This is a genomic window from Streptomyces sp. NPDC028722 (assembly GCF_040637655.1).
GTDB lineage: Bacteria > Actinomycetota > Actinomycetes > Streptomycetales > Streptomycetaceae > Streptomyces.
In genome coordinates this window covers 134,800-154,560 of the sequence record NZ_JBEZWU010000005.1, presented here as the reverse complement: position 1 = coordinate 154,560, position 19,761 = coordinate 134,800, and the positions used below count along the sequence as shown (strand labels likewise).

The following is a 19,761-nucleotide window of genomic DNA, read 5'->3' as shown; positions in this document are numbered from 1 at the left end:
GATGCTGAACGGCGCGTCAGTTTTCACCTCACTTCGCGCACTCCCGTCTCCGGATCACGTTGGTGCTGCCCACGGGAGGACGCGCGAGACCCCGCCCGTGCGAGGGGCGGGGTCTCTATGCCTCGGGGTGAGAATGCGAAGGCTCAGTACTTGATGATCCACATCATCTTCGGTGAGTACTTGTGCCCGTGGTCGATCAGGATGCGCTTTCCGCACGAGACCTTACCGCTGACGACCTTGAAGTAGCCGCACTGCAGAGCCCCGATGGTGGTCTGCGCGTTCGGGTTCAGGCTGGAGAAGAAGAGCTGAGGCGCGTCGCTGTAGTGTCGGCCGTAAACAGGCTTCTCGCGGCCGGCGTCGCCCAGGCAGAAATCACCGCCGGGGGAGACGTAGTTACACAGCTTCGCGGACTTGTTGTTCCACCACTGCCACTGCGTCCTCTTGCACTTCTCCTGGGTGATCTTCTTGTTGTAGCCGTTCCATTCGAGGCACTTTCCGGTGTCCTTGTTCACGATGTAGAAGGTGTGTTGTGGTGCGGCCTGGGCCGGCGAGGCCGCGCCAAGGAACGAGAAGGCGAGCGCCAGAATGGCCGCGATGAGCCCCGATTTCTGCATGTGCTTCATTAACGAATACCCCCAACTCGCAGTGTGTGGTCAGTCACTGTGGGATCAAGTATTCCTTGACGCCATAAGCATGTACACGAACTTGAGCGAAAGTTGAGCCGGGTGATCGCGCTGCGGCCGACAGCTTGCCTCGGGGAATGAGAAAGGCCCGCACCTGGGAAGGTGCGGGCCTCATCCCCTGGAGCGGACGTTCATGGGCTCGGGTCAATGGGCCGGTGAAGGTCCGTCCGCAAGGGGGCGGCTGACGGAAAGGGGTGTGTCAGACCGCCGCCTCGGGGTCCTTGGAGAGGCGCGGGCCGGGGACGGTGTCGGCCGTCTCCGGGTAGTGACACGCCGTCAGGTGGCCCGGTTTGTTGCCCTCCACCTGCACCAGCGGCGGAGCCTCGGTGGCGCACTTCTCGGTCGCCTTCCAGCACCGGGTGCGGAAGCGGCAGCCGGAGGGCGGGTTGATCGGGGACGGCACGTCTCCGACCAGGCGTATGCGCTCCCGCGGCTCCTCGTCGACCGTCGCCTCGGGGACGGCGGAGAGCAGGGCCCGCGTGTAGGGGTGGCGGGGGTTGTCATACAGGTCCTCGCGGTCGGCGATCTCCACGATCTTGCCGAGGTACATGACCGCGACGCGCTGGGAGAAGTGCCGCACGATGGCGAGGTCGTGGGCGATGAAGACGAACGCGATGCCCAGCTCGCGCTGCACCTTCTGGAGCAGGTTGACCACCTGCGCCTGGATGGAGACGTCGAGGGCGGAGACCGGCTCGTCGGCGACGATCAGTTTCGGGTCCAGGGCGAGGGCGCGGGCGACACCGATGCGCTGGCGCTGGCCGCCGGAGAACTCGTGCGGGAAGCGGTTGTAGTGCTCGGGGTTGAGGCCGACGATCTCCAGCAGCTCACGGACCCGCGCCTCACGGCCGCCTGCCGGGTTGATGTCGTTGATCTCCATCGGACCCGAGATGATCTTGCCGACCGTCTGCCGCGGGTTCAGCGAGGCGTACGGGTCCTGGAAGATCATCTGTATCTCGGAGCGGATCGGGGCCAGGCCCCTGCGACCCGCGTGCGTGATGTCCTGGCCGCGGTAGGTGATCTTGCCGCTGGTCGGCTCCAGCAGGCGGGTGATCAGTCGGCCGGTGGTCGACTTGCCGCAGCCCGACTCGCCGACCAGGCCCAGGCTCTCGCCCTCGGCGACCTGGAAGTCCAGCCCGTCCACGGCCTGCACCGCGCCGACCGTGCGGCGGATCGGGAAGCCGCCCTTGATCGGGAAGTGCTTCGTCAGCCCCGAGACGTCCAGGAGGGGGTTCGTGTTGCTCATGTTCGTGAAGTCCGCTCTCGTGTCCGTCAGTTGTGCCGGGTCGCGGCGTAGTCGGGGAAGAGTTCCCGCTTCTGCTCCGTGGTGAGGTGGCAGGCCGAACCGCGGCCGTCGACCACTTCCAGCAGCGGGCGTTCACCCGAGCACCGCTCGCCGGCGACCTCGTCGGTGAAGGCGCACCGCGGGTGGAAGCGGCAGCCCGACGGCGGGTTGAGCAGCGAGGGCGGCGAGCCGGGGATCGGCGTCAGCGGCACGTCGACCGGCCCGGTCAGGCTCGGCATCGAGTTGAGCAGACCCACGGTGTAGGGGTGCTGCGGGTCGCGCAGGACCTCCTGCTTGGTGCCGCGCTCCACGCACCGGCCGCCGTACATCACCAGCACGTCGTCCGCGATGTCGGCGATGACGCCGAGGTCGTGGGTGATGAAGATGATGGCCGTGCCGAACTCCTGCTGGAGGTCCTTGAGCAGGTCCATGATCTGAGCCTGGACCGTCACGTCGAGCGCGGTGGTCGGCTCGTCGGCGACCAGCAGCTCGGGGTCGCAGACCAGCGCCATGGCGATCATCGCGCGCTGGCGCATACCGCCGGAGAACTGGTGCGGGTAGTCGTCCACCCGCATGTCCGGCTGCGGGATGCCCACCCGGCGCAGCATCTCCACCGCGCGCTTGCGGGCCTCGGACTTGGAGGCGCCGGTGTGCTTGCGGTACGTCTCGCTGATCTGCGCGCCGATGGTGTGGTACGGCGACAGCGAGGCCAGCGCGTCCTGGAAGATCATGGACATCTTGTTGCCGCGCAGCCGCTCCAAATCCTTCTCGGAGGCGGTGAGCAGCTCCTTGCCGTCCAGCACGATCTCGCCCTCGATCGCGGTGCGCTCGCGGTCGTGGAGGCCCAGGATCGTCAGGTTGGTGACGGACTTGCCCGAGCCCGACTCGCCGACGATGCCGAGCGTCTGGCCCTTGGCGAGGTCGAAGCTGAGTCCGTCGACGGCCTTGACGATGCCGTCCTCGGTGGAGAAGTGGACCTTGAGGTCCCTGATGGAGAGGAACGGCTGCTGATCGGTGCTCGTCACGGGGACGCTCCTGGGGGGTGATGCGAGGTCGCCGGGTGGGGCGGTGGGGAAGGGGGCGGGGCGGAGGTCAGGCGAGCCGGATCCGCGGGTCGATGAGGGCGTAGACGGCGTCCACGATGATGTTGAAGAAGACGATGGCGCCGGCCGACAGGACCGTTACGCCGAGCAGCATGGGCAGGTCGCTCTTGTTCACCGAGTCCACCGCGAGGCGGCCGACGCCCTGGATGCTGAAGGTCGATTCGGTGATGATCGCTCCGCCGATCAGCGTGCCCAGGTCGATGCCGAAGACCGTGACGATCGGGCCCATCGCACCGCGCCAGGCGAACCGGAAGAAAACGTTCGCACGGGACAGACCCTTGGCGCGGGCGGTACGGACGTAATCCTCGCTGAGCTGCTCGACCAGTTGGGAGCGGGTCATACGGGTGTAGTTGGCGGTGAAGATGATCGCCAGGGTCAGCCAGGGCAGCAGCAGCCCGGAGAACCACGCCGCCGGGTCCTCGGTGAGGGGCGTGTACGACGGCTGCGAGAACAGGTTCAGCTTCGAGACCAGGAAGAACATCGCGACGTAGCCGACGAAGTAGATCTGGAGCGAGGAGCCGAACAGCGAGGCCGAGCTGGCGAACTTGTCCAGGAATTTGCCCTGCTTCAGGGCGGCCACCATGCCCGCACCGACGCCGAAGATCAGGAAGACGATGGCCGCGCCGAAGGCGAGCGACAGGGTCGTCGGCAGCCGGTCCATGATCGTGCCGAGGACCGGTTCGCGGTTGGCGAAGGAGTAGCCGAGGCACGGCGCGTTGCAGTTCCCGAAGCCCGCGTAGTCACGCCCGACGAATACGCCCTTGAGCCAGTACCAGTACTGCACCGGGATCGGGTGGTCGATGCCCAGATTGTGCCGGATCTGCGCGAGCATGTCGGGCGTGCAGTTCTTGCCACAGGACATCATCGCCGGGTCACGCGGGATGGCGTAGAAGAGGCCGAAGGTGATGGCACTGATGATCAGCAGGATGACCAGTGCGCCGAGGACTCGGCGGATGAGAAAGCGGGGCATGGGGGCGTGACTTTCCGGACGGGGCGCCGTCGCCGGGGGCGTGAAGGGGAGAGAGCCGGAGGGGGCGGCCGGGCGAAACGGCCGCCCCCCTGGTCGTGCGGTTACTTCATTGCGTAGAGCTTGCAAAGCGCGACGCACGTGTTGCCGCTGTCGTACACGACGTTGCCGACCTTGGATCCGTGCATCCAGTTGCGGATCTTGTGGTAGTCGGGGACGACCGGCGCCAGTTCCATGATCTGACGATCGACGTTGCCCCAGGCCTTGTTGGCCGCGGCCGTGTCCGCGATCTTGGCGGCCGCGTCGATGGCCCTGTTGATGCTCGGGTCGTTCAGCTGAGCGTAGTTGCTGCGGCCGTCGCCGATGTTCTTGCCGCTCCAGCAGGGGTAGAAGACCGAGTAACCGTTCGGCCAGTCCGGGCTCCAGCCCGCGCCGAAGAGGTCGAAGTCGTTGTCGATCTTACCGATCTGGGTGTAGAAGGTCGACTTGTCGACCTGCTTGGTGACGACCTTGAAGCCGGCCGCCTCCAGGGCGTTCTTGACGGCGACGGCGACCTTCTGCTGTGTGTCCGACGCCTGGAAAGCGATGACCAGCTTCTGGCCGACCTTGCCGGCCTCCTTCAGCAGGGCCTTGGCCTTGACCGGGTCGCCACCGGGCTTCTTGGTGGTGCCGTAAAGGTCGAACTTCTGGTACCCGGGGGTCACCGGGGCGAGGATGGTGGTGGCGATCTCGGTGGTCGCGGTGCCGCCGTTGATGGTCTGAATCTGCTGGTGCGGCCACGCGTAGTTGATAGCCTGACGGACCTTGACGTCCTTGATGCGGGTCATGTTGATCGGCCAGTAGTAAGTGACCGTGTCGACCTCGGTGAGGACACGCTTCTTGAGCGTGGCGTTGGTGAGGACCTGGGCGATGCGCTCGGGGGCGACCTCGTTGAAGATCGACATCGCGTACTGGTCGTTGCCCCTGTCCGAGATGTAGCGGTCGGTCGAGGCCAGCAGTTCGAAACCGAACTGGAAAACGTACTTGTCCGGGTAGGCGTTCCGGATCGGGTCGGTCTTCGGGTCCCAGTGCTCGTTGCGCACGTAGGTCAGTGACTTGCCGATGCTACGGGCACCGATCTTGTACGGGCCACACGCGAAGGGTCGCTTGTCGTACTTTTCCTTGGTGTCATGCTTCTTGTTCACCAGGGCGTAGCCCCGCATGGCGAGGGTGAAGTTGAAGTCCGTTCGCGCCTCGGTGAGGTGGAACGTGATGGTCTTGCCGTCGACCTCGATGGAGTCGAGCTTCTTGCCGTCGTAGGGGCCCTTGTACTTGTCGCCACCGACCAGCCACTGCTGCACGTAGCGGGGGCCTTCGGTGATGAACGGGGCGAAGAGGCGCTCGAAGGTGTGGCGGAGGTCGTCGGAGGAGATCTCCGAACCGTCCTCCCACTTCAGGCCGTCCTTCAATGTGAAGGACCAGGTCTTGCCGCCGTCCTTCATGGTGCCCGCGTCCGTGGCCGCGTCGCCGACCAGCGTGGCGCCGCCCTTTTCGTCGATCTTGTAGCCGGTGAGGCCACGCAGGATCGGGACGGTGATGGCGGCCTCGGTGGAGACGTAGATCTGCGCCGGGTCCAGGTGGTCCATGTCGAACTGGTCGAGCGAGTAGATCGTTCCGCCCTTGACCGCTCCCTCGACCTCCGGCGCCGGCCCGGTCGAGTCGGCCTTGGTGCCGACCAGGATCTCCTGGGTCTTGGAACCGCTGACCGAGGGGGCCTTGCTGTTGGACTTGCTGTCGCTCCCGCCGCACGCGGTGAGCACCGACGACGAGGCAGCAGCCACGCCGGTGGCGATCAGGAAGTTTCTACGGGAGAAAGACATGGATGAACCTGCCTTAAGAGGACGATCGGGACGGATGGCCGGCCGCGAGACACTGCACGGGCCGGGTGGAACGTGATGGCTAGCGCCTGGACTTCGGGTCGAGCGCGTCGCGCACCGAGTCGCCGAGCAGGTTGAAGGCGAGAACGAAGATCACCATGGACAGGCCCGGGAAGAGCATGAAGGTGATGTCCTCGGTGTAGAACTTGGCGCCGCTCTGGATCATCACGCCCCAGTCCGGGGTCGGGTCGATGATGCCGACGCCGAGGAAGGCCAGGCCGGCCTCCGCGGTCACGTAGGCCGGGAGCATCAGCGTGGACTGGATGATGATCGGCGTCCACAGGTTGGGCAGCAGTTCCTTGAACACGATGCGCATCGGTGACGCGCCCGTGACCTTTGCCGCCTCGATGTACTCCCTCTCGCGCAGGCCGAGTACCTGACCGCGCAGCAGACGGGCGATGGAGGCCCAGCCGAAGGACGAGAGCACCAGGATCAGGGAGATGGCCCGCAGGGAGGTGGGGATTTCGTCGTCGGGGGCGACGAACAGTCCGTAGACGACCGGCATGAAGGCGATGAAGAAGAGCGTGGACGGGAACGACAGCAGGATGTCGATGACCCGGCCGACGAGGTAGTCGGCCTTGCCCCCCAGATAGCCGGCGGTGACGCCGATGATCACGCCGACGACGGTGGTCAGCAGGGTGGCGGCCACGGCGATGCCCAGCGAGGTACGGATGCCGTACAGCAGGAAGGTGAAGACGTCCCGGCCCAGTAGCGGCTCGACGCCGAACCAGAACTCCGAGTTCATCCCGCCGTTCGGGCCGGCCGGGTACGAGAAGGCGTCCAGGAGTTCCGGACGCTGGCTCGCGTAGGTGGTGTAAGGGTTCTTGCCGTACAGCTTGGCGATCAGCGGTGCCGCGATGCCGATCACGAAGAAGAAGATCACGATGAACGCGGATGTCACGCCCGTCTTGTCACGCTTGAAGCGCTTCCAGGCAAGCCGTCCCGGAGAGCGGCCTTCGCTGCCTTTCGAGACGCCCGAAGTGGTCGACTTCGCGACGGCCTCGTCGGTCACCTCTAGCGGGGCAGCCGCGGATGGAGTTGGGGGGGTCATGGTGCTCCTGGCCCACGGGAGGATCTGATGACTCCGCAGGGCGCTCCCCTACGGGCTACGCCGGACTTTTTCAACGCAATTCATTCAAGGTCAATAAATTCTCGGTCGGCTTGGGTTTCTCTTTACCTTCTTTGCCGGTACTTGGCCATTCCGTAGCTACGCGGGTAGCACGCCGTAATCAATCCGTGCTTCACATCGGACTAATGGGACCAAACGGCCAATGAGTTCGATATGCGGACGGTGGAGTGTCGAAATGCGTACATCGCCGCGTGCGAATCCAACGTTTCCGCATCGTTGCGCAGAGATCCGTTGCACTCCACACGCAAGATCATCAAGGCGGCGGACGGGGCGTGCCTGCATTCGGATGACCTGTACGGCCAAAGGGCCCTCAATCGGACTGAGGGTGTGCAATGGCGGTCATATCACCTGATATTTGCTTTTACCGGATCGGTGTTCATGGAGGAGGCACGCCCATGCGGGGAACCGCCCACACCCGAGGGGTCGCCTGCGCGACGGCGGTGGTGGTGGCGCTCGCCGCCGCGGGCTGCGGGGGCGGCGGCTCGGCCGGCGGCACCGGCGGCGCCGTGCTCAGCTCCTCCTGGGGAGACCCGCAGAACCCGCTGGAGCCCGCCAACACCAACGAAGTGCAGGGCGGCAAGGTGCTCGACATGATCTTCCGGGGGCTGAAGAAGTACGACCCGAGGACCGGCAGGGCCACCGACATGCTCGCCGAGTCCATCCGCACCGGCGACTCGCGCACCTTCACGATCAGAGTGAAGGACGGCTGGACCTTCTCCGACGGCGAGAAGGTGACCGCCCGCTCCTTCGTGGACGCCTGGAACTACGGGGCGAGCCTGCGCAACAGCCAGAAGAACGCCTTCTTCTTCGCCTACATCGACGGGTACGACAAGGTCCACCCCGCCCACGGCAAGCAGAGTGCCGACACCCTGGCGGGCCTGAAGGTCGTGGACGAGCGCACCTTCACCGTCCGGCTCAACCAGAAGTTCTCCGCCTTCCCCGACACCTTCGGCTACCCGGCCTTCGCCCCGCTGCCCCGGGCCTTCTTCACCGACCACGCGGCCTGGCTGGCGAAGCCCGTCGGCAACGGCCCCTACGCCGTCGAGTCCTACACGAAGGGCTCGCAGATGTTCCTGCGGAAGTGGGACGGCTACCCCGGGGCCGACAAGGCGCTCAACGGCGGGGTGACCCTGAAGGTGTACACGGACAACAACACCGCCTACACCGACTTGATGGCCGGCAACCTCGACCTGGTGGACGACGTGCCCGCCGCTCAGCTGAAGAACGTCGGCAGCGACCTCGGCGGCCGCTACCTCAACACCCCGGCCGGCATCATCCAGACCCTGTCCTTCCCCTACTACGACAAGGCGTGGAACCGGCCGGGCTCGGAGAAGGTCCGCACGGGCCTGTCCATGGCGATCAACCGCCGGCAGATCACCGAGACGATCTTCAACCGGACCCGCACCCCGGCCACCGACTGGACCTCCCCGGTGCTCGGCCCGGCCGGCGGCTACAAGGCCGGGCTGTGCGGCAGGGCCTGCGAGTACCACCCGGACGAGGCCAGGAAGCTCGTCGAGGAGGGCGGCGGCATCCCCGGCGGGCAGGTCAGGATCACCTACAACGCGGACACGGGCTCGCACAGGCAGTGGGTCGACGCGGTGTGCAACTCCATCAACAACGCCCTGGGCAACGGCAAGGCCTGCGTCGGCAACCCGGTCGGCACCTTCGCCGACTTCCGCAACCGGATCGGCCGGCACGAGATGACCGGCCCCTTCCGGGCGGGCTGGCAGATGGACTATCCGCTGATCCAGGACTTCCTCCAGCCGATGTACTACACCGACGCCCCCTCCAACGACGGCAAGTTCTCCGACCGGAACTTCGACAAGCTCGTCGACCGGGCCAACGCCGAGACGGACCAGGCCAGGGCCGTCCGGCTGTTCCAGCGGGCCGAGGAGGTCGTCCGGGACCACATGGCCGCCATCCCGCTCTGGTACCAGAACGGCAGCGCCGGCTACTCCCAGCGGCTGTCCGGCGTGACGCTGAACCCCTTCAGCGTCCCCGTGTACAACGAGATCAAGGTCAGCTGAGCCGCCATGGGACGCTACGTCGTCCGGCGACTGCTCCAGATGATCCCGGTGTTCATCGGCTCCACCCTGCTGATCTTCCTCATGGTGAACGTGATGGGCGATCCCGTCGCGGGCCTGTGCGGCGAACGGCAGTGCGATCCGGCGACGGCCGCCCAGCTTAAGCAGGAGTTCGGCCTCGACCAGCCGGTCTTCCCGCAGCAGTACCTCGCCTACATGGGCAGGGTCTTCACCGGCGACTTCGGTACCGCGTTCAACGGGCAGAAGGTCACCGAGCTGATGGCCACGGCGTTCCCCGTCACCATCCGGCTCACCGTCGTGGCGATCCTCCTCGAGGTCGTCGTCGGCATCACCCTCGGCGTGCTCAGCGGCCTGCGGCGCGGCCGGCCCGTCGACACCGGCGTGCTGCTGCTGACGCTGGTGGTGATCTCCGTCCCCACCTTCGTCACCGGCCTGGTGCTCCAACTGCTCCTCGGCGTCAAGTGGGGCTGGATCAGACCCTCCGTCCCGCCGGACGCCGGCTTCGGCGAGCTGTTCGTGCCCGGCCTGGTCCTCGCCTCCGTCTCGCTCGCCTACGTCACCCGGCTGACCCGCACCTCCATCGCCGAGAACAAGCGCTCCGACTACGTCCGCACCGCCGTCGCCAAGGGGCTGCCCCGGCGCCGGGTCATCACCCGGCACCTGCTGCGCAACTCCCTGATCCCGGTGGTCACCTTCATCGGCTTCGACATCGGCGCGCTGATGGGCGGTGCGATCGTCACCGAGCGCATCTTCAACATCCACGGCGTCGGGTACCAGCTCTACCAGGGCATCCTGCGGCAGAACACCCAGACGGTCGTCGGCTTCGTGACCGTGCTCGTCCTCGTCTTCCTGGTCGTCAACCTCCTCGTCGACCTGCTCTACGCCGTACTCGACCCGAGGATCCGCTATGCCTGAGCAGCCGTACGAGCCCGAGCGCGTGATCGCCGGCACCGGCATGGGCGGGGCGATGGACCTGGGCGCGAGCGAGGCCGTCACGCTGGAGCGGGCCCCGGGCGGGCCGGGCGGCCCCGACGGCACCGGACCGCCCGGCCGGCCGCGCTCGCTGTGGTCCGACGCCTGGCGCGACCTGCGCCGCAACCCCGTCTTCCTGCTCTCCACCCTGGTCATCGTCTTCCTGGTCGTCATCTCCGTGTGGCCCTCGGCGATCACTTCCGGCAACCCCCTGACGTGCGACCTCGCCAAGGCCCAGGAGGGCGCCCAGCCCGGCCATCCCTTCGGCTACGACGGCCAGGGCTGTGACGTCTACACGCGCACCGTCTACGGCGCCCGTACGTCCGTCACGGTCGGCGTGTGCGCCACCCTCGGCGTCTCCCTGTTCGGCTCGGTGCTCGGCGGACTCGCGGGCTACTTCGGCGGTCGATGGGACGCGGTGCTGTCCCGGATCACCGACGTCTTCTTCGCCATCCCGGTCGTCCTCGGCGGTCTCGTCCTCCTCTCCGTGGTGACCAGCAATACGGTCTGGCCGGTCATCGGGTTCATGGTGCTGCTCGGCTGGCCGCAGATCTCCCGCATCGCACGCGGTTCGGTCATCACCGCCCGGCACCACGACTACGTCCAGGCCGCCCGCGCCCTCGGCGCCTCCGACTCGCGCATCCTGCTGCGGCACATCGCGCCCAACGCGGTGGCCCCGGTCATCGTCGTCGCGACCATCGCGCTCGGCACCTACATCGCCCTGGAGGCGACCCTGTCCTACCTCGGCGTCGGCCTCAAACCGCCCAGCGTCTCCTGGGGCATCGACATCTCCGCCGCGTCCCCCTACATCCGCAACGCCCCGCACGCCCTGCTGTGGCCCTCGGGCGCCCTCGCCGTCACGGTCCTGGCCTTCATCATGCTCGGCGACGCGGTCCGCGACGCCCTCGACCCGAAGCTGAGGTGACGCCGTCGTGCTGCTGGAAGTAACGGACCTGCACGTGGAGTTCCGGACCCGGGACGGGATCGCGCGCGCCGTCAACGGCGTCGGCTACCGCGTGGACGCCGGTCAGACGCTCGCGGTGCTCGGCGAGTCCGGGTCGGGCAAGTCCGTCACCGCGCAGGCCGTGATGGGCATCCTGGACACGCCGCCGGGGCGGATCACCGGCGGACGGGTCCTCTTTCAGGGCCGGGACCTGCTGACGCTGAAGGGGGAGGAGCGGCGCAGGGTCCGGGGGAGCGCGATGGCGATGATCTTCCAGGACGCGCTGTCCGCCCTCAACCCGGTCATGACGGTGGGGGACCAGCTGGCGGAGATGTTCGTCGTCCACCGCGGGATGCGGAAGAAGGACGCCCGGGCCAGGGCGGTCGGGCTGATGGACCGGGTGCGGATCCCGGCCGCCGCCCAGCGCGCCCGGGACCACCCCCACCAGTTCTCCGGCGGGATGCGCCAGCGCGTCATGATCGCCATGGCGCTGGCGCTGGAACCGGCGCTCGTCATCGCCGACGAGCCGACCACCGCCCTGGACGTCACCGTCCAGGCCCAGATCATGGACCTGCTGGCCGAGCTGCGGCACGAGTACCGCATGGGCCTGATCCTGATCACCCACGACCTGGGCGTGGTCGCGGACGTCGCCGACCGGATCGCGGTGATGTACGCCGGGCGGATCGTGGAGTCGGCGCCCGTGCGCGACCTCTACAAGGCCCCCGCCCACCCCTACACCCGCGGCCTGCTGGACTCCGTGCCCCGCCTGGACCAGAAGGGCGGGGAGCTGTACGCCATCAAGGGCCTCCCGCCGAACCTGACGCGCGTCCCGCCGGGCTGCGCCTTCCATCCGCGCTGCCCGATGGCCCGGGACGTGTGCCGCACCGAGGTGCCGCCGCTGTACGAGGTGTCCGAGGAGCGGCGCAGCGCCTGCCACTTCTGGCGGGAGTGCCTGCATGACTGAGCCGATCCTGGAGGTCGGCGGCCTCGTCAAGCACTACCCGCTCACGCGGGGCGTCCTGTTCCAGAAGCAGGTCGGCGCGGTGAAGGCCGTCGACGGCGTCGACTTCACGCTCGGCAGGGGGGAGACCCTGGGCATCGTCGGGGAGTCGGGCTGCGGCAAGTCGACGGTGGCGAAGCTGCTCTGCAACCTCGAACGGCCGACGGCCGGCTCGATCCGGTTCAAGGGCGAGGACATCACCCGGCTGTCCGGCCGGGCCCTGAAGGCGGTCCGCCGCAACATCCAGATGGTCTTCCAGGACCCGTACACCTCCCTCAACCCCCGGATGACGGTGGGCGACATCATCGGGGAGCCCTACGACATCCACCCGGAGGTCGCCCCCAAGGGTGACCGGCGCCGCCGGGTGCGGGAGCTGCTGGACGTGGTCGGCCTCGACCCGGACTACGCCGACCGCTACCCGCACCAGTTCTCCGGCGGCCAGCGCCAGCGCATCGGCATCGCGCGCGGGCTGGCGCTGCGTCCCGAGGTGATCGTCGCCGACGAGCCGGTGTCCGCGCTGGACGTCTCGGTGCAGGCCCAGGTGATCAACCTCCTGGACCGGCTCCAGTCGGAGTTCGACCTCAGCTACGTCTTCATCGCGCACGACCTGTCGGTCGTCCGGCACATCTCGGACCGGGTCGCGGTCATGTACCTGGGCCGGATCGTGGAGACCGGCCGGGACACCGACATCTACGGCCATCCGACCCATCCCTACACCCAGGCCCTGCTGTCCGCCGTGCCCGTGCCCGACCCCGAGGCCCGCGCGCACCGGACGCGGATCATCCTCACCGGTGACGTGCCCTCGCCGACGGACATCCCCTCCGGCTGCCGCTTCCGCACCCGCTGCTGGAAGGCCCGGGACCGCTGCGCCCGGGAGGTCCCGGCCCTGGCGGTCCCCGCCGTCTTCCGGGACACCTCCGGTCCCGCCGCCCACCCCTCGGCGTGTCATTTCGCGGCGGAGGCGGTGCCGGGGGAGCGGGTGGGACCGGGGGAGCCGGTGGGGCCGGGGGCGAACGGCGACGGGCCGGGGTGACATCGCGCACCCCGGCCCGTTTACGGCACCCGCACGGCCGTACGCTGTTCAGCCTCCCGTGTCCGTATATCGGTGCCGCTACCGTCAAGTTGCCTGCTTGTTAACCCCGTTCACGAGGGCCGGCCCGGCTGCGGCAGGGAGCGCCGGAGGAAGTCCAGCTGGAGCCGGAGCAGGTTCTCCGCGACCGTCTCCTGCGGGGTCATGTGGGTCACGCCGGACAGGGGGAGCACCTCGTGCGGGCGGCCCGCGGCCAGGAGGGCGGAGGACAGGCGCAGCGAGTGGGCGACGACCACGTTGTCGTCCGCCAGCCCGTGGATGATCATCATCGGGCGGTGCGGCTCGGCCGGGGCGACCAGACCCGCGTCGTCGATCAGCGAGTTGCGGCGGTAGACCTCCGGCTGCTCGTCCGGGTGGCCCAGGTAGCGCTCCTGGTAGTGGGTGTCGTACAACCGCAGGTCGGTGACGGGGGCGCCGACCACCGCCGCGTGGAACACGTCCGGGCGGCGCAGCACCGCGAGGGCCGCCAGATAGCCGCCGAAGGACCAGCCCCGGATCGCCACCCGGCCCAGGTCCAGCGGGTACCGCTCGGCGAGGCCGTGCAGCGCGTCCACCTGGTCCTGGAGCACCACGTCCGCCAGCTCGTCGCGGACCGCCTTCTCCCAGGCCGGTGAGCGGCCCGGGGTGCCCCGGCCGTCGGCGACGACCACCGCGAAACCCTGGTCGGCGAACCACTGGGAGGTCAGATGGGCGTTGTGCGCGGCGACGACCCGCTGGCCGTGCGGGCCACCGTAGGGGTCCATGAGCACGGGCAGGGGAGTGTCACCGTGGTAGTCCCGTGGCATAAGCACGGCGCACGGAATTCGGCGTGCGCCCCCCTCGGTGAGGGACACCCGGGGGGACAGACCGGGATGTTCGGCGTACGAGCGGACAGTCAGCGCCGGTTTTCCGTCAGCCAGCACCTGGACCCGGGTGCCCGGCCGGTCCAGCGCGGCGGACACCAGGACGGTCACGCCCCCGGAGCGCACCGCCCCGTGCACGCCGGGCTCCTGGGACAGCCGTTCCAGGCCCAGTTCGTTCACCCGGTACACATGGACTTCGCCAATCTCGGGCGACCGGGCCTCCGGACCGGAAGAGGCGGAAACCAGTACGTCGTCCGCCCCCACGTCCAGTACCGCCCGGATGTGCAACTGACCGCTGGTCAACGGGCGTTCTCCGACCGCCAGGACCCGCGCGCCGCCCTCGTCGGCGATCCGGACGAGATGCCCGGACGGGCTCCAGCAGGGCACTCCGGCGAAAAGTTCCAGCCAACTTGGATCTTCATCGGCGTGCACCATCCGCGTGGCGCCCGTGTCCGGGTCCACCGCCAGGAACAGCTGGCTGCGCTGGTCCCGCGCCTGGACGAGCAACAGCGGCGCACCCGCCTCTGACCAGTGCACTCGCGCCAGATACGGGTAGCGCGACCGGTCCCAGGCGACCTCCGTGCGCGCCCCGTCCAGCCCGTACACGAACAGGCGTACGTCGGCGTTCGCCGTACCCGCCGCCGGGTACCTGACAGGGAGCGGCTCGCGCTCCGGGTGGGCCGGATCCGCGATCCACCACCGCCGTACCGGCGTGTCGTCCACCCGCGCCACGAGCAGCCGGTCCGACCCCGGCGCCCACCAGAACCCCCGGGAGCGGGTCATCTCCTCGGCCGCGACGAACTCCGCGAGGCCGTAGGAGACCTCCGCCGACTCCGGCTCGGCCAGCACCCGGTCGCCGTCGCCCTCTGCGTCCACCACCCGCAGCGCCCCCCGGGCGACGTAGGCGATGTGCCGTCCGTCGGGCGAGGGGCGGGGGTCGATCACCGGTCCCGGAACGACCAGTTCACGTGCCCCGCCGGTCCGCAGCCCGGCCGTGAACAGCCGCCCTGACAAGGCGAAAGACGCCAACTCCAGGGCGCCGTCGGTGGCATAGCCGACGATGCCGGCGCCGCCCTCCCGGCTGCGCTCCCGGCGGGCCCGCTCCTCGGCCGACAGTTCTTCGGAAGCGCCCCGCAGGAGCGCGCGCGGATCGGCCGCGAGGCGCTCGGCGCCCCCCGGCAGATCCAGGACCCACAGGGAGTTGGCCCGGTCGGTGCCGGAGCCGGAGCGCAGGAACGCGACACGTGAACCGTCGGGCGCCACGCTGAAGGCACGCGGCGCGCCGAGCGTGAACCGCTGGGTCCTGGCGTGCCGACGGGGGAAGGAGTCAGCCTCGGTCGTCATACCCCGACCATATTGGCCATGCGCCCCCTTGTGCGGCCGTGCGCCGAGCGATGCGCGAGTACGGATAGTTATGATCACTACCGCTGTGTGGGTATGAACCTGCTGGCGTCTGCATGGAGTTGCTCTACACCCCCCGCGTCCCTGGGATCTTTGGAGGTGAGCCGCCGTGGCACTCTCGATTTCGGCGGTGGTGCTGCTGGCGATCATCGTTTTCCTGCTGGTCAAGAAGTCAGGGCTGAAGGGCGGCCACGCGGTCGTCTGCGTCCTGCTCGGCTTCTATCTCGCCTCCTCGACCGTCGCGCCGACGATCAGCGAGCTGACCACCAACGTCGCCAGCATGATCGGCAGCATCAAGTTCTGACGGCGGCTGTCGCGGGCACCGGCGCGGAGCCTCGTAGGGTGGTCCCATGACGGAACTGCCAGCGCGGCGTCTGCTGCTGGTGCACGCGCACCCGGACGACGAGTCGATCAACAACGGCGCGACCATGGCCCGGTACGCCGCCGAAGGTGCCCACGTGACCCTGGTCACATGCACCCTCGGGGAGCGCGGGGAGGTCATCCCGCCGGAGCTGCGGCAGCTGACGGGCCCCGCGCTGGGCGCGCACCGGCGCGGCGAGCTGGCCGCCGCCCTCGGCGCGCTCGGGGTCACGGACGCCCGGCTGCTCGGCGGCGCCGGGCGCTACGGCGACTCCGGGATGATGGGCATCGCCGACAACGACGACCCCGGCTGTTTCTGGCAGGCCGACGTCGACGAGGCCGCCGGTCATCTCGCCGAGGTGATCCTGGAGGTCCGCCCGCAGGTCCTCGTCACGTACGACGACAACGGCGGCTACGGCCACCCGGACCACCTCCAGGCCCACCGCGTCGCCATGCGCGCCGTCGAACTGGCGGACGAGCGAGGACACCGGGTCGCGAAGGTGTACTGGAACCGCGTCCCCCGCTCCGTCGCCGAGGCCGCGTTCGCCCGCCTCCACGACGACCTGCCCGCACTGCCCTTCGGCGAGGGCGCGGCCGTGGACGACGTGCCCGGCGTCGTGGACGACGAGCGGATCACCACCACGGTCGACGGCACCGCGTACGCCGCCGCCAAGGCCGCCGCGATGCGCGCCCACGCCACGCAGATCGAGGTGGCCGAGCCCTACTTCGCGCTCTCCAACGCACTCGCCCAGCCCCTGTTCACCACCGAGTACTACGAGTTGGTCCGCGGGGACGGGCAGCGCGGCGAGAGCGACCTGTTCGCCGGCGTCGAGGAGACGGCATGAGCGACACCCGACCGGGCTCCCTGCTCGCCCAGCCGCTGCGCCCGCCGTCCGCCGGGCGGGCCGCCGCCCACGCCGGCCTCTTCCTGCTCGGCGCGGTCGTGGGCCTCGCCGGCGCCCTGGTCCAGGCCGGCTGGTTCCCCGGCGGGCTGCTGCTCGCCCTCGCGGGCGCCGGCGGACTGTTCCTCGGCGGGGCGCACGCCACCGGCGGCCGGGGCGGAGCGGTCGCGCCGGCGGCCGGCTGGATCGTCGCCGTCATCCTGCTCACCACCTCGCGCCCCGAGGGCGACTTCCTGTTCGGCGCCGGCGTCGGCTCGTATCTCTTCCTGCTCGGCGGCATGGCACTCGCTGTGATCTGTGCCACCGTCGGCTTCGGACGGCAACCCGGTGGCGGCTCCGCCCGACTTGGCAAGTGACGTACCACTTCGCCGTGGGGCGCGGGTGCGGGTCCGGTGGGGGTTTAGTCGGCGGTCATGGGATACGCGCCAGAAGTGGCCAGTATGGTGGTGCGCGCCGCCGAGCCTCCCCCAAGCGCTCGACTTCGCTCGTGCCGGGGGACCCTCACCGCGCAGTGAGGTCGTAACGGGCGGCGGAGCCAACCGGGAGAACCTGCCTTGAGTCGTGAAACTGACACTCCGTCCTCCGGGCCCAGCGGGCGCGGCGGAGCCGCATACCCCTCCGGCACGCCGCCGTACGGGACCCCCTTGGCTCCCGACGACGCCACGGGCGCGGGCCGTTCGGGCACGCGGCCGGAGGAGAAGAAGACCGAGACCACGTTGACGACCCGGATCCGGATCAACATCCCCGGATCGCGGCCCATCCCGCCGGTCGTCATGCGCAAGCCCGTCGGGGACGGCGAGAGCGCCGGCCAGGAGCAGCCCGCCGCCGAGCCGGCTCCCGCGGCCGAGCGGACCCCCGCTGGTCCCGCCGAGGCCCCGGCCGAGCCCGCGGCCCCGGGGGACGAGAAGGCCAGCGACTGGTTCGCGCCCCGCAAGTCCGCGCCCGGCAAGGGCGCTCCGGGCGGCGGCGGCACGAACGGTGCGGGGACGCCGGGCGGTTCCGCCGCGCCCACCGCCGCCCCAGCGGCCCCCGGCGTGCCGGGCGCCCGTACGGGTGGTCCGGGCGCGCCCGGCGCGGCCGGTACCACCGGCGCACGTCCCGGCGGCGGCCGTCCCGGCGGGGTGGTCGGCTCCATGAGCGTGCCGGGCGCCCGTTCCGGCGGCACCAACGGCAAGGGCCTGCCCGGCGCCACGGGCGGCCCCGTCGCTCCCGGCCACGGCGGCGGCACCGGCTCCTTCGACGTCACCGAGGCGCTGACCGCGGGTCAGCCGAGCGGCGGCTCACGCCCCGGCCCGTCCGGCTCCGGCGAGCCCCGCCGCGACGACCTGCCGTACTTCGCGGAGAACGGCACCCAGGACGGCTACGGCGGTGCCGCGGGCCCGGGCGGCGCGAGCGGCCGCGACGGTTACGGTGGCGCCGGTACGGCGGGCACGGGCGGTCAGGACGGCCTCGGCGGCGCCGCGGGTGTGAGCGGCGCGGGCGGCCGGGACGGCTTCGGTGCCGGTGCGACGGGTGCGGGCGGCCGGGACGGCTTCGGCGGCGCCCCGGGCGCGGGCGGTGCCAACGGGCACGGTGGTCCCGGCGGCCCCAGCGGCTTCAGCGGTCCGGGTGGACACGGCGGCCCCGGCGGCCCGCAGAGCCCGGCCGGCCCCACCAGCGGTCCGGCCACCGGTGACGGCACCCTCGTCCCGCGGGCCGGCGAACCCTTCGACGGCCCCGCCGGCGCGGGCGGTCACGGCACCCCGGGCGGCCAGGGCACCCCGGCCGCCCGCAGCGCCCTCGCCGGCCTCGACGGGCCCACCGGCCCGGGCGGCCCCGGTGGTCCGCGGGCCACCCCCGGCGGTCCCGCGGGGCGCGGACCCGGCGGGCTCAGCGACGACACCGCGGTCCTCACCCCGCAGAAGCCGGCCCCGGAACCGGGCACGCCCGGCTACCGTTCCCCGGCCGCCGACAACGTCTCCGGACACACCGTCACCAGCGGCATCCCGGTCGTCCCCAGCACCGGGAAGTCCCCGTTCGGCAGCCACGGCGACGGCGGCCCCGCGGCGCCCGCCGCGCCCCGGCCGGAGCCGGCCCCCGCTCCCAAGGCGGCGGCCAGGCCGAAGAAGAAGGGCCGCAGCAAGCTGGTGCTGCTCGCGGTCGGCGTGATCGTCGTCGCGGGCGGTGCCTACGGCGCCGGACTGCTGATGAACCACACCGACGTGCCCAAGGGCACCACCGTGCTCGGTGTCGACATCGGCGGCGGCACCCGCGACGAGGCCGTCAGGAAGCTGGACGACGCCTTCGGCAGCCGGGTGAACAAGCCGCTGAAGCTGGCCGTGGGCGGCCGGACCGTCGCCCTCACCCCCGAGAACGCCGGACTCCAGTTCGACTACCAGGCCACGGTGAGCGAGGCCGCCAAGAGCGACTACAACCCGGTCCACGTGGTCGGTTCCCTGTTCGGGCAGAAGCGTGTGGTCCAGCCGGCCATGCCGGTGGACGAGGAGAAGCTCCAGGCCGCCCTCCAGCAGGCCGGCGGCGGCTCCGGCTCGGTCACCGACGGCACCGTCAGGTTCGACCACGGCCGGGCGGTCGCCGTCTACGGCAAGCCGGGCAAGGCCATCGACGCCGCCCGGTCGACCCAGGCGGTCGAACAGGCGTACCGCACCCTGGTGGAGACGGGCACCGCGTCGTCGGTCGCGGTGCCGACGACCACCAAGGAGCCGACGGTCCCGAACGCCGAGGTCGACCGGATGATGAAGGACTTCGCGAAGCCGGCGATGTCCGGGAACGTGACCGTGCAGACGGACGCGGCGCACTCGGTCCCCATGAGCCCGCAGAACTCGCTGTGGAAGTTCCTCAGGGTCACCGCCGTCGACGGCAAGCTGGTCGACAAGCCCGACCTGGCCGCGCTCAGGCAGCTGTACGGGCAGGCCTTCGACGGGGTCCTCATCACCCGCGGCAACGGCAAGAAGACACCCGTCACCCCCGAGGACGTCTACGCCGCCCTGCGCCAGGCCCTCATCAGCAGGACCAACCGGGTCGCGGTGATCGACACCAACCCCAGCTAGCCGCCCTCACCCCGGGGCGCCCCCTGCCGGGGCGCCCCGCGGGCCGTGTCGTCCGGGCCGCATGACATCTGTCATC

Annotated in this window: 16 protein-coding genes; 9 read left to right on the top strand and 7 right to left on the bottom strand. The window is 69.9% G+C overall.

The genetic code is table 11. The annotated features are described in order from the left end of the window. Positions 1-143: 143 nt before the first annotated feature. The 6 genes from AB0F03_RS10370 to AB0F03_RS10345 all read right to left on the bottom strand — a co-directional run bounded on the left by AB0F03_RS10370 (position 144) and on the right by AB0F03_RS10345 (position 7,002). The gene (locus AB0F03_RS10370; RefSeq protein ID WP_361988549.1) at positions 144-623 is read right to left on the bottom strand and encodes a hypothetical protein; all 480 of its coding nucleotides are present in this window, start codon (positions 621-623) and stop codon (positions 144-146) included. Positions 624-882: 259 nt separating this feature from the next. After that, complete coding sequence (locus tag AB0F03_RS10365) at positions 883-1,926, bottom strand: dipeptide ABC transporter ATP-binding protein (RefSeq protein WP_361988546.1); 1,044 nt, start codon at positions 1,924-1,926, stop codon at positions 883-885. A gap of 26 nt (positions 1,927-1,952) precedes the next feature. Further along, the gene (locus AB0F03_RS10360; RefSeq protein ID WP_361988543.1) at positions 1,953-2,990 is read right to left on the bottom strand and encodes an ABC transporter ATP-binding protein; all 1,038 of its coding nucleotides are present in this window, start codon (positions 2,988-2,990) and stop codon (positions 1,953-1,955) included. 67 nt (positions 2,991-3,057) lie between these two features. Then, on the bottom strand, positions 3,058-4,038 hold the full coding sequence (locus AB0F03_RS10355) for an ABC transporter permease (RefSeq protein WP_361988541.1): 981 nt from the start codon (positions 4,036-4,038) through the stop codon (positions 3,058-3,060). Between the two features lie 101 nt (positions 4,039-4,139). After that, complete coding sequence (locus tag AB0F03_RS10350) at positions 4,140-5,894, bottom strand: ABC transporter substrate-binding protein (protein ID WP_361988539.1); 1,755 nt, start codon at positions 5,892-5,894, stop codon at positions 4,140-4,142. A gap of 79 nt (positions 5,895-5,973) precedes the next feature. After that, entirely contained in the window at positions 5,974-7,002 is a 1,029-nt protein-coding gene (locus tag AB0F03_RS10345; RefSeq protein ID WP_361988536.1) for an ABC transporter permease, read from the bottom strand. Positions 7,003-7,475: 473 nt separating this feature from the next. Here AB0F03_RS10345 and AB0F03_RS10340 point away from each other — a divergent pair, with 473 nt between their 5' ends. From AB0F03_RS10340 to AB0F03_RS10320, 5 genes are read left to right on the top strand one after another with little or no spacing between them, the layout of a single operon-like run. Beyond that, positions 7,476-9,107, top strand: coding sequence for an ABC transporter substrate-binding protein (locus AB0F03_RS10340; protein ID WP_361988533.1), 1,632 nt, complete (start codon positions 7,476-7,478; stop codon positions 9,105-9,107). Between the two features lie 6 nt (positions 9,108-9,113). Continuing rightward, positions 9,114-10,040 (top strand): ABC transporter permease, encoded by a 927-nt coding sequence (locus tag AB0F03_RS10335; RefSeq protein WP_361988530.1) that lies wholly within the window; start codon positions 9,114-9,116, stop codon positions 10,038-10,040. Then, the gene (locus AB0F03_RS10330) at positions 10,033-11,022 is read left to right on the top strand and encodes an ABC transporter permease (RefSeq protein ID WP_361988527.1); all 990 of its coding nucleotides are present in this window, start codon (positions 10,033-10,035) and stop codon (positions 11,020-11,022) included. Before AB0F03_RS10335 ends, AB0F03_RS10330 begins: the two co-directional genes overlap by 8 nt. Before the next feature lie 7 nt (positions 11,023-11,029). Next, entirely contained in the window at positions 11,030-12,004 is a 975-nt protein-coding gene (locus AB0F03_RS10325) for an ABC transporter ATP-binding protein (protein WP_361988524.1), read from the top strand. Further along, positions 11,997-13,073, top strand: coding sequence for a dipeptide ABC transporter ATP-binding protein (locus AB0F03_RS10320; protein ID WP_361988522.1), 1,077 nt, complete (start codon positions 11,997-11,999; stop codon positions 13,071-13,073). Before AB0F03_RS10325 ends, AB0F03_RS10320 begins: the two co-directional genes overlap by 8 nt. A gap of 110 nt (positions 13,074-13,183) precedes the next feature. Here the strand turns inward: AB0F03_RS10320 and AB0F03_RS10315 are convergent, their stop codons facing one another. After that, positions 13,184-15,316: a prolyl oligopeptidase family serine peptidase gene (locus AB0F03_RS10315; protein ID WP_361988519.1), complete on the bottom strand. Its 2,133-nt coding sequence runs from the start codon at positions 15,314-15,316 to the stop codon at positions 13,184-13,186. 166 nt (positions 15,317-15,482) lie between these two features. On the opposite strand from AB0F03_RS10315, the gene AB0F03_RS10310 reads away from it, so the two are divergent. The 4 genes from AB0F03_RS10310 to AB0F03_RS10295 all read left to right on the top strand — a co-directional run bounded on the left by AB0F03_RS10310 (position 15,483) and on the right by AB0F03_RS10295 (position 19,685). Beyond that, on the top strand, positions 15,483-15,677 hold the full coding sequence (locus tag AB0F03_RS10310) for a hypothetical protein (protein WP_361447744.1): 195 nt from the start codon (positions 15,483-15,485) through the stop codon (positions 15,675-15,677). 46 nt (positions 15,678-15,723) lie between these two features. Beyond that, positions 15,724-16,578, top strand: a complete 855-nt coding sequence (gene mshB, locus AB0F03_RS10305; protein WP_361988516.1) for an N-acetyl-1-D-myo-inositol-2-amino-2-deoxy-alpha-D-glucopyranoside deacetylase — start codon at positions 15,724-15,726, stop codon at positions 16,576-16,578. After that, a complete protein-coding gene (locus AB0F03_RS10300) occupies positions 16,575-16,991 on the top strand; it encodes a DUF6113 family protein (protein ID WP_361988513.1) in 417 nt (138 codons plus the stop codon). Before mshB ends, AB0F03_RS10300 begins: the two co-directional genes overlap by 4 nt. Positions 16,992-17,189: 198 nt before the next feature. Then, the gene (locus tag AB0F03_RS10295; RefSeq protein WP_361988510.1) at positions 17,190-19,685 is read left to right on the top strand and encodes a hypothetical protein; all 2,496 of its coding nucleotides are present in this window, start codon (positions 17,190-17,192) and stop codon (positions 19,683-19,685) included. The last annotated feature ends 76 nt before the right edge of the window (positions 19,686-19,761 follow it).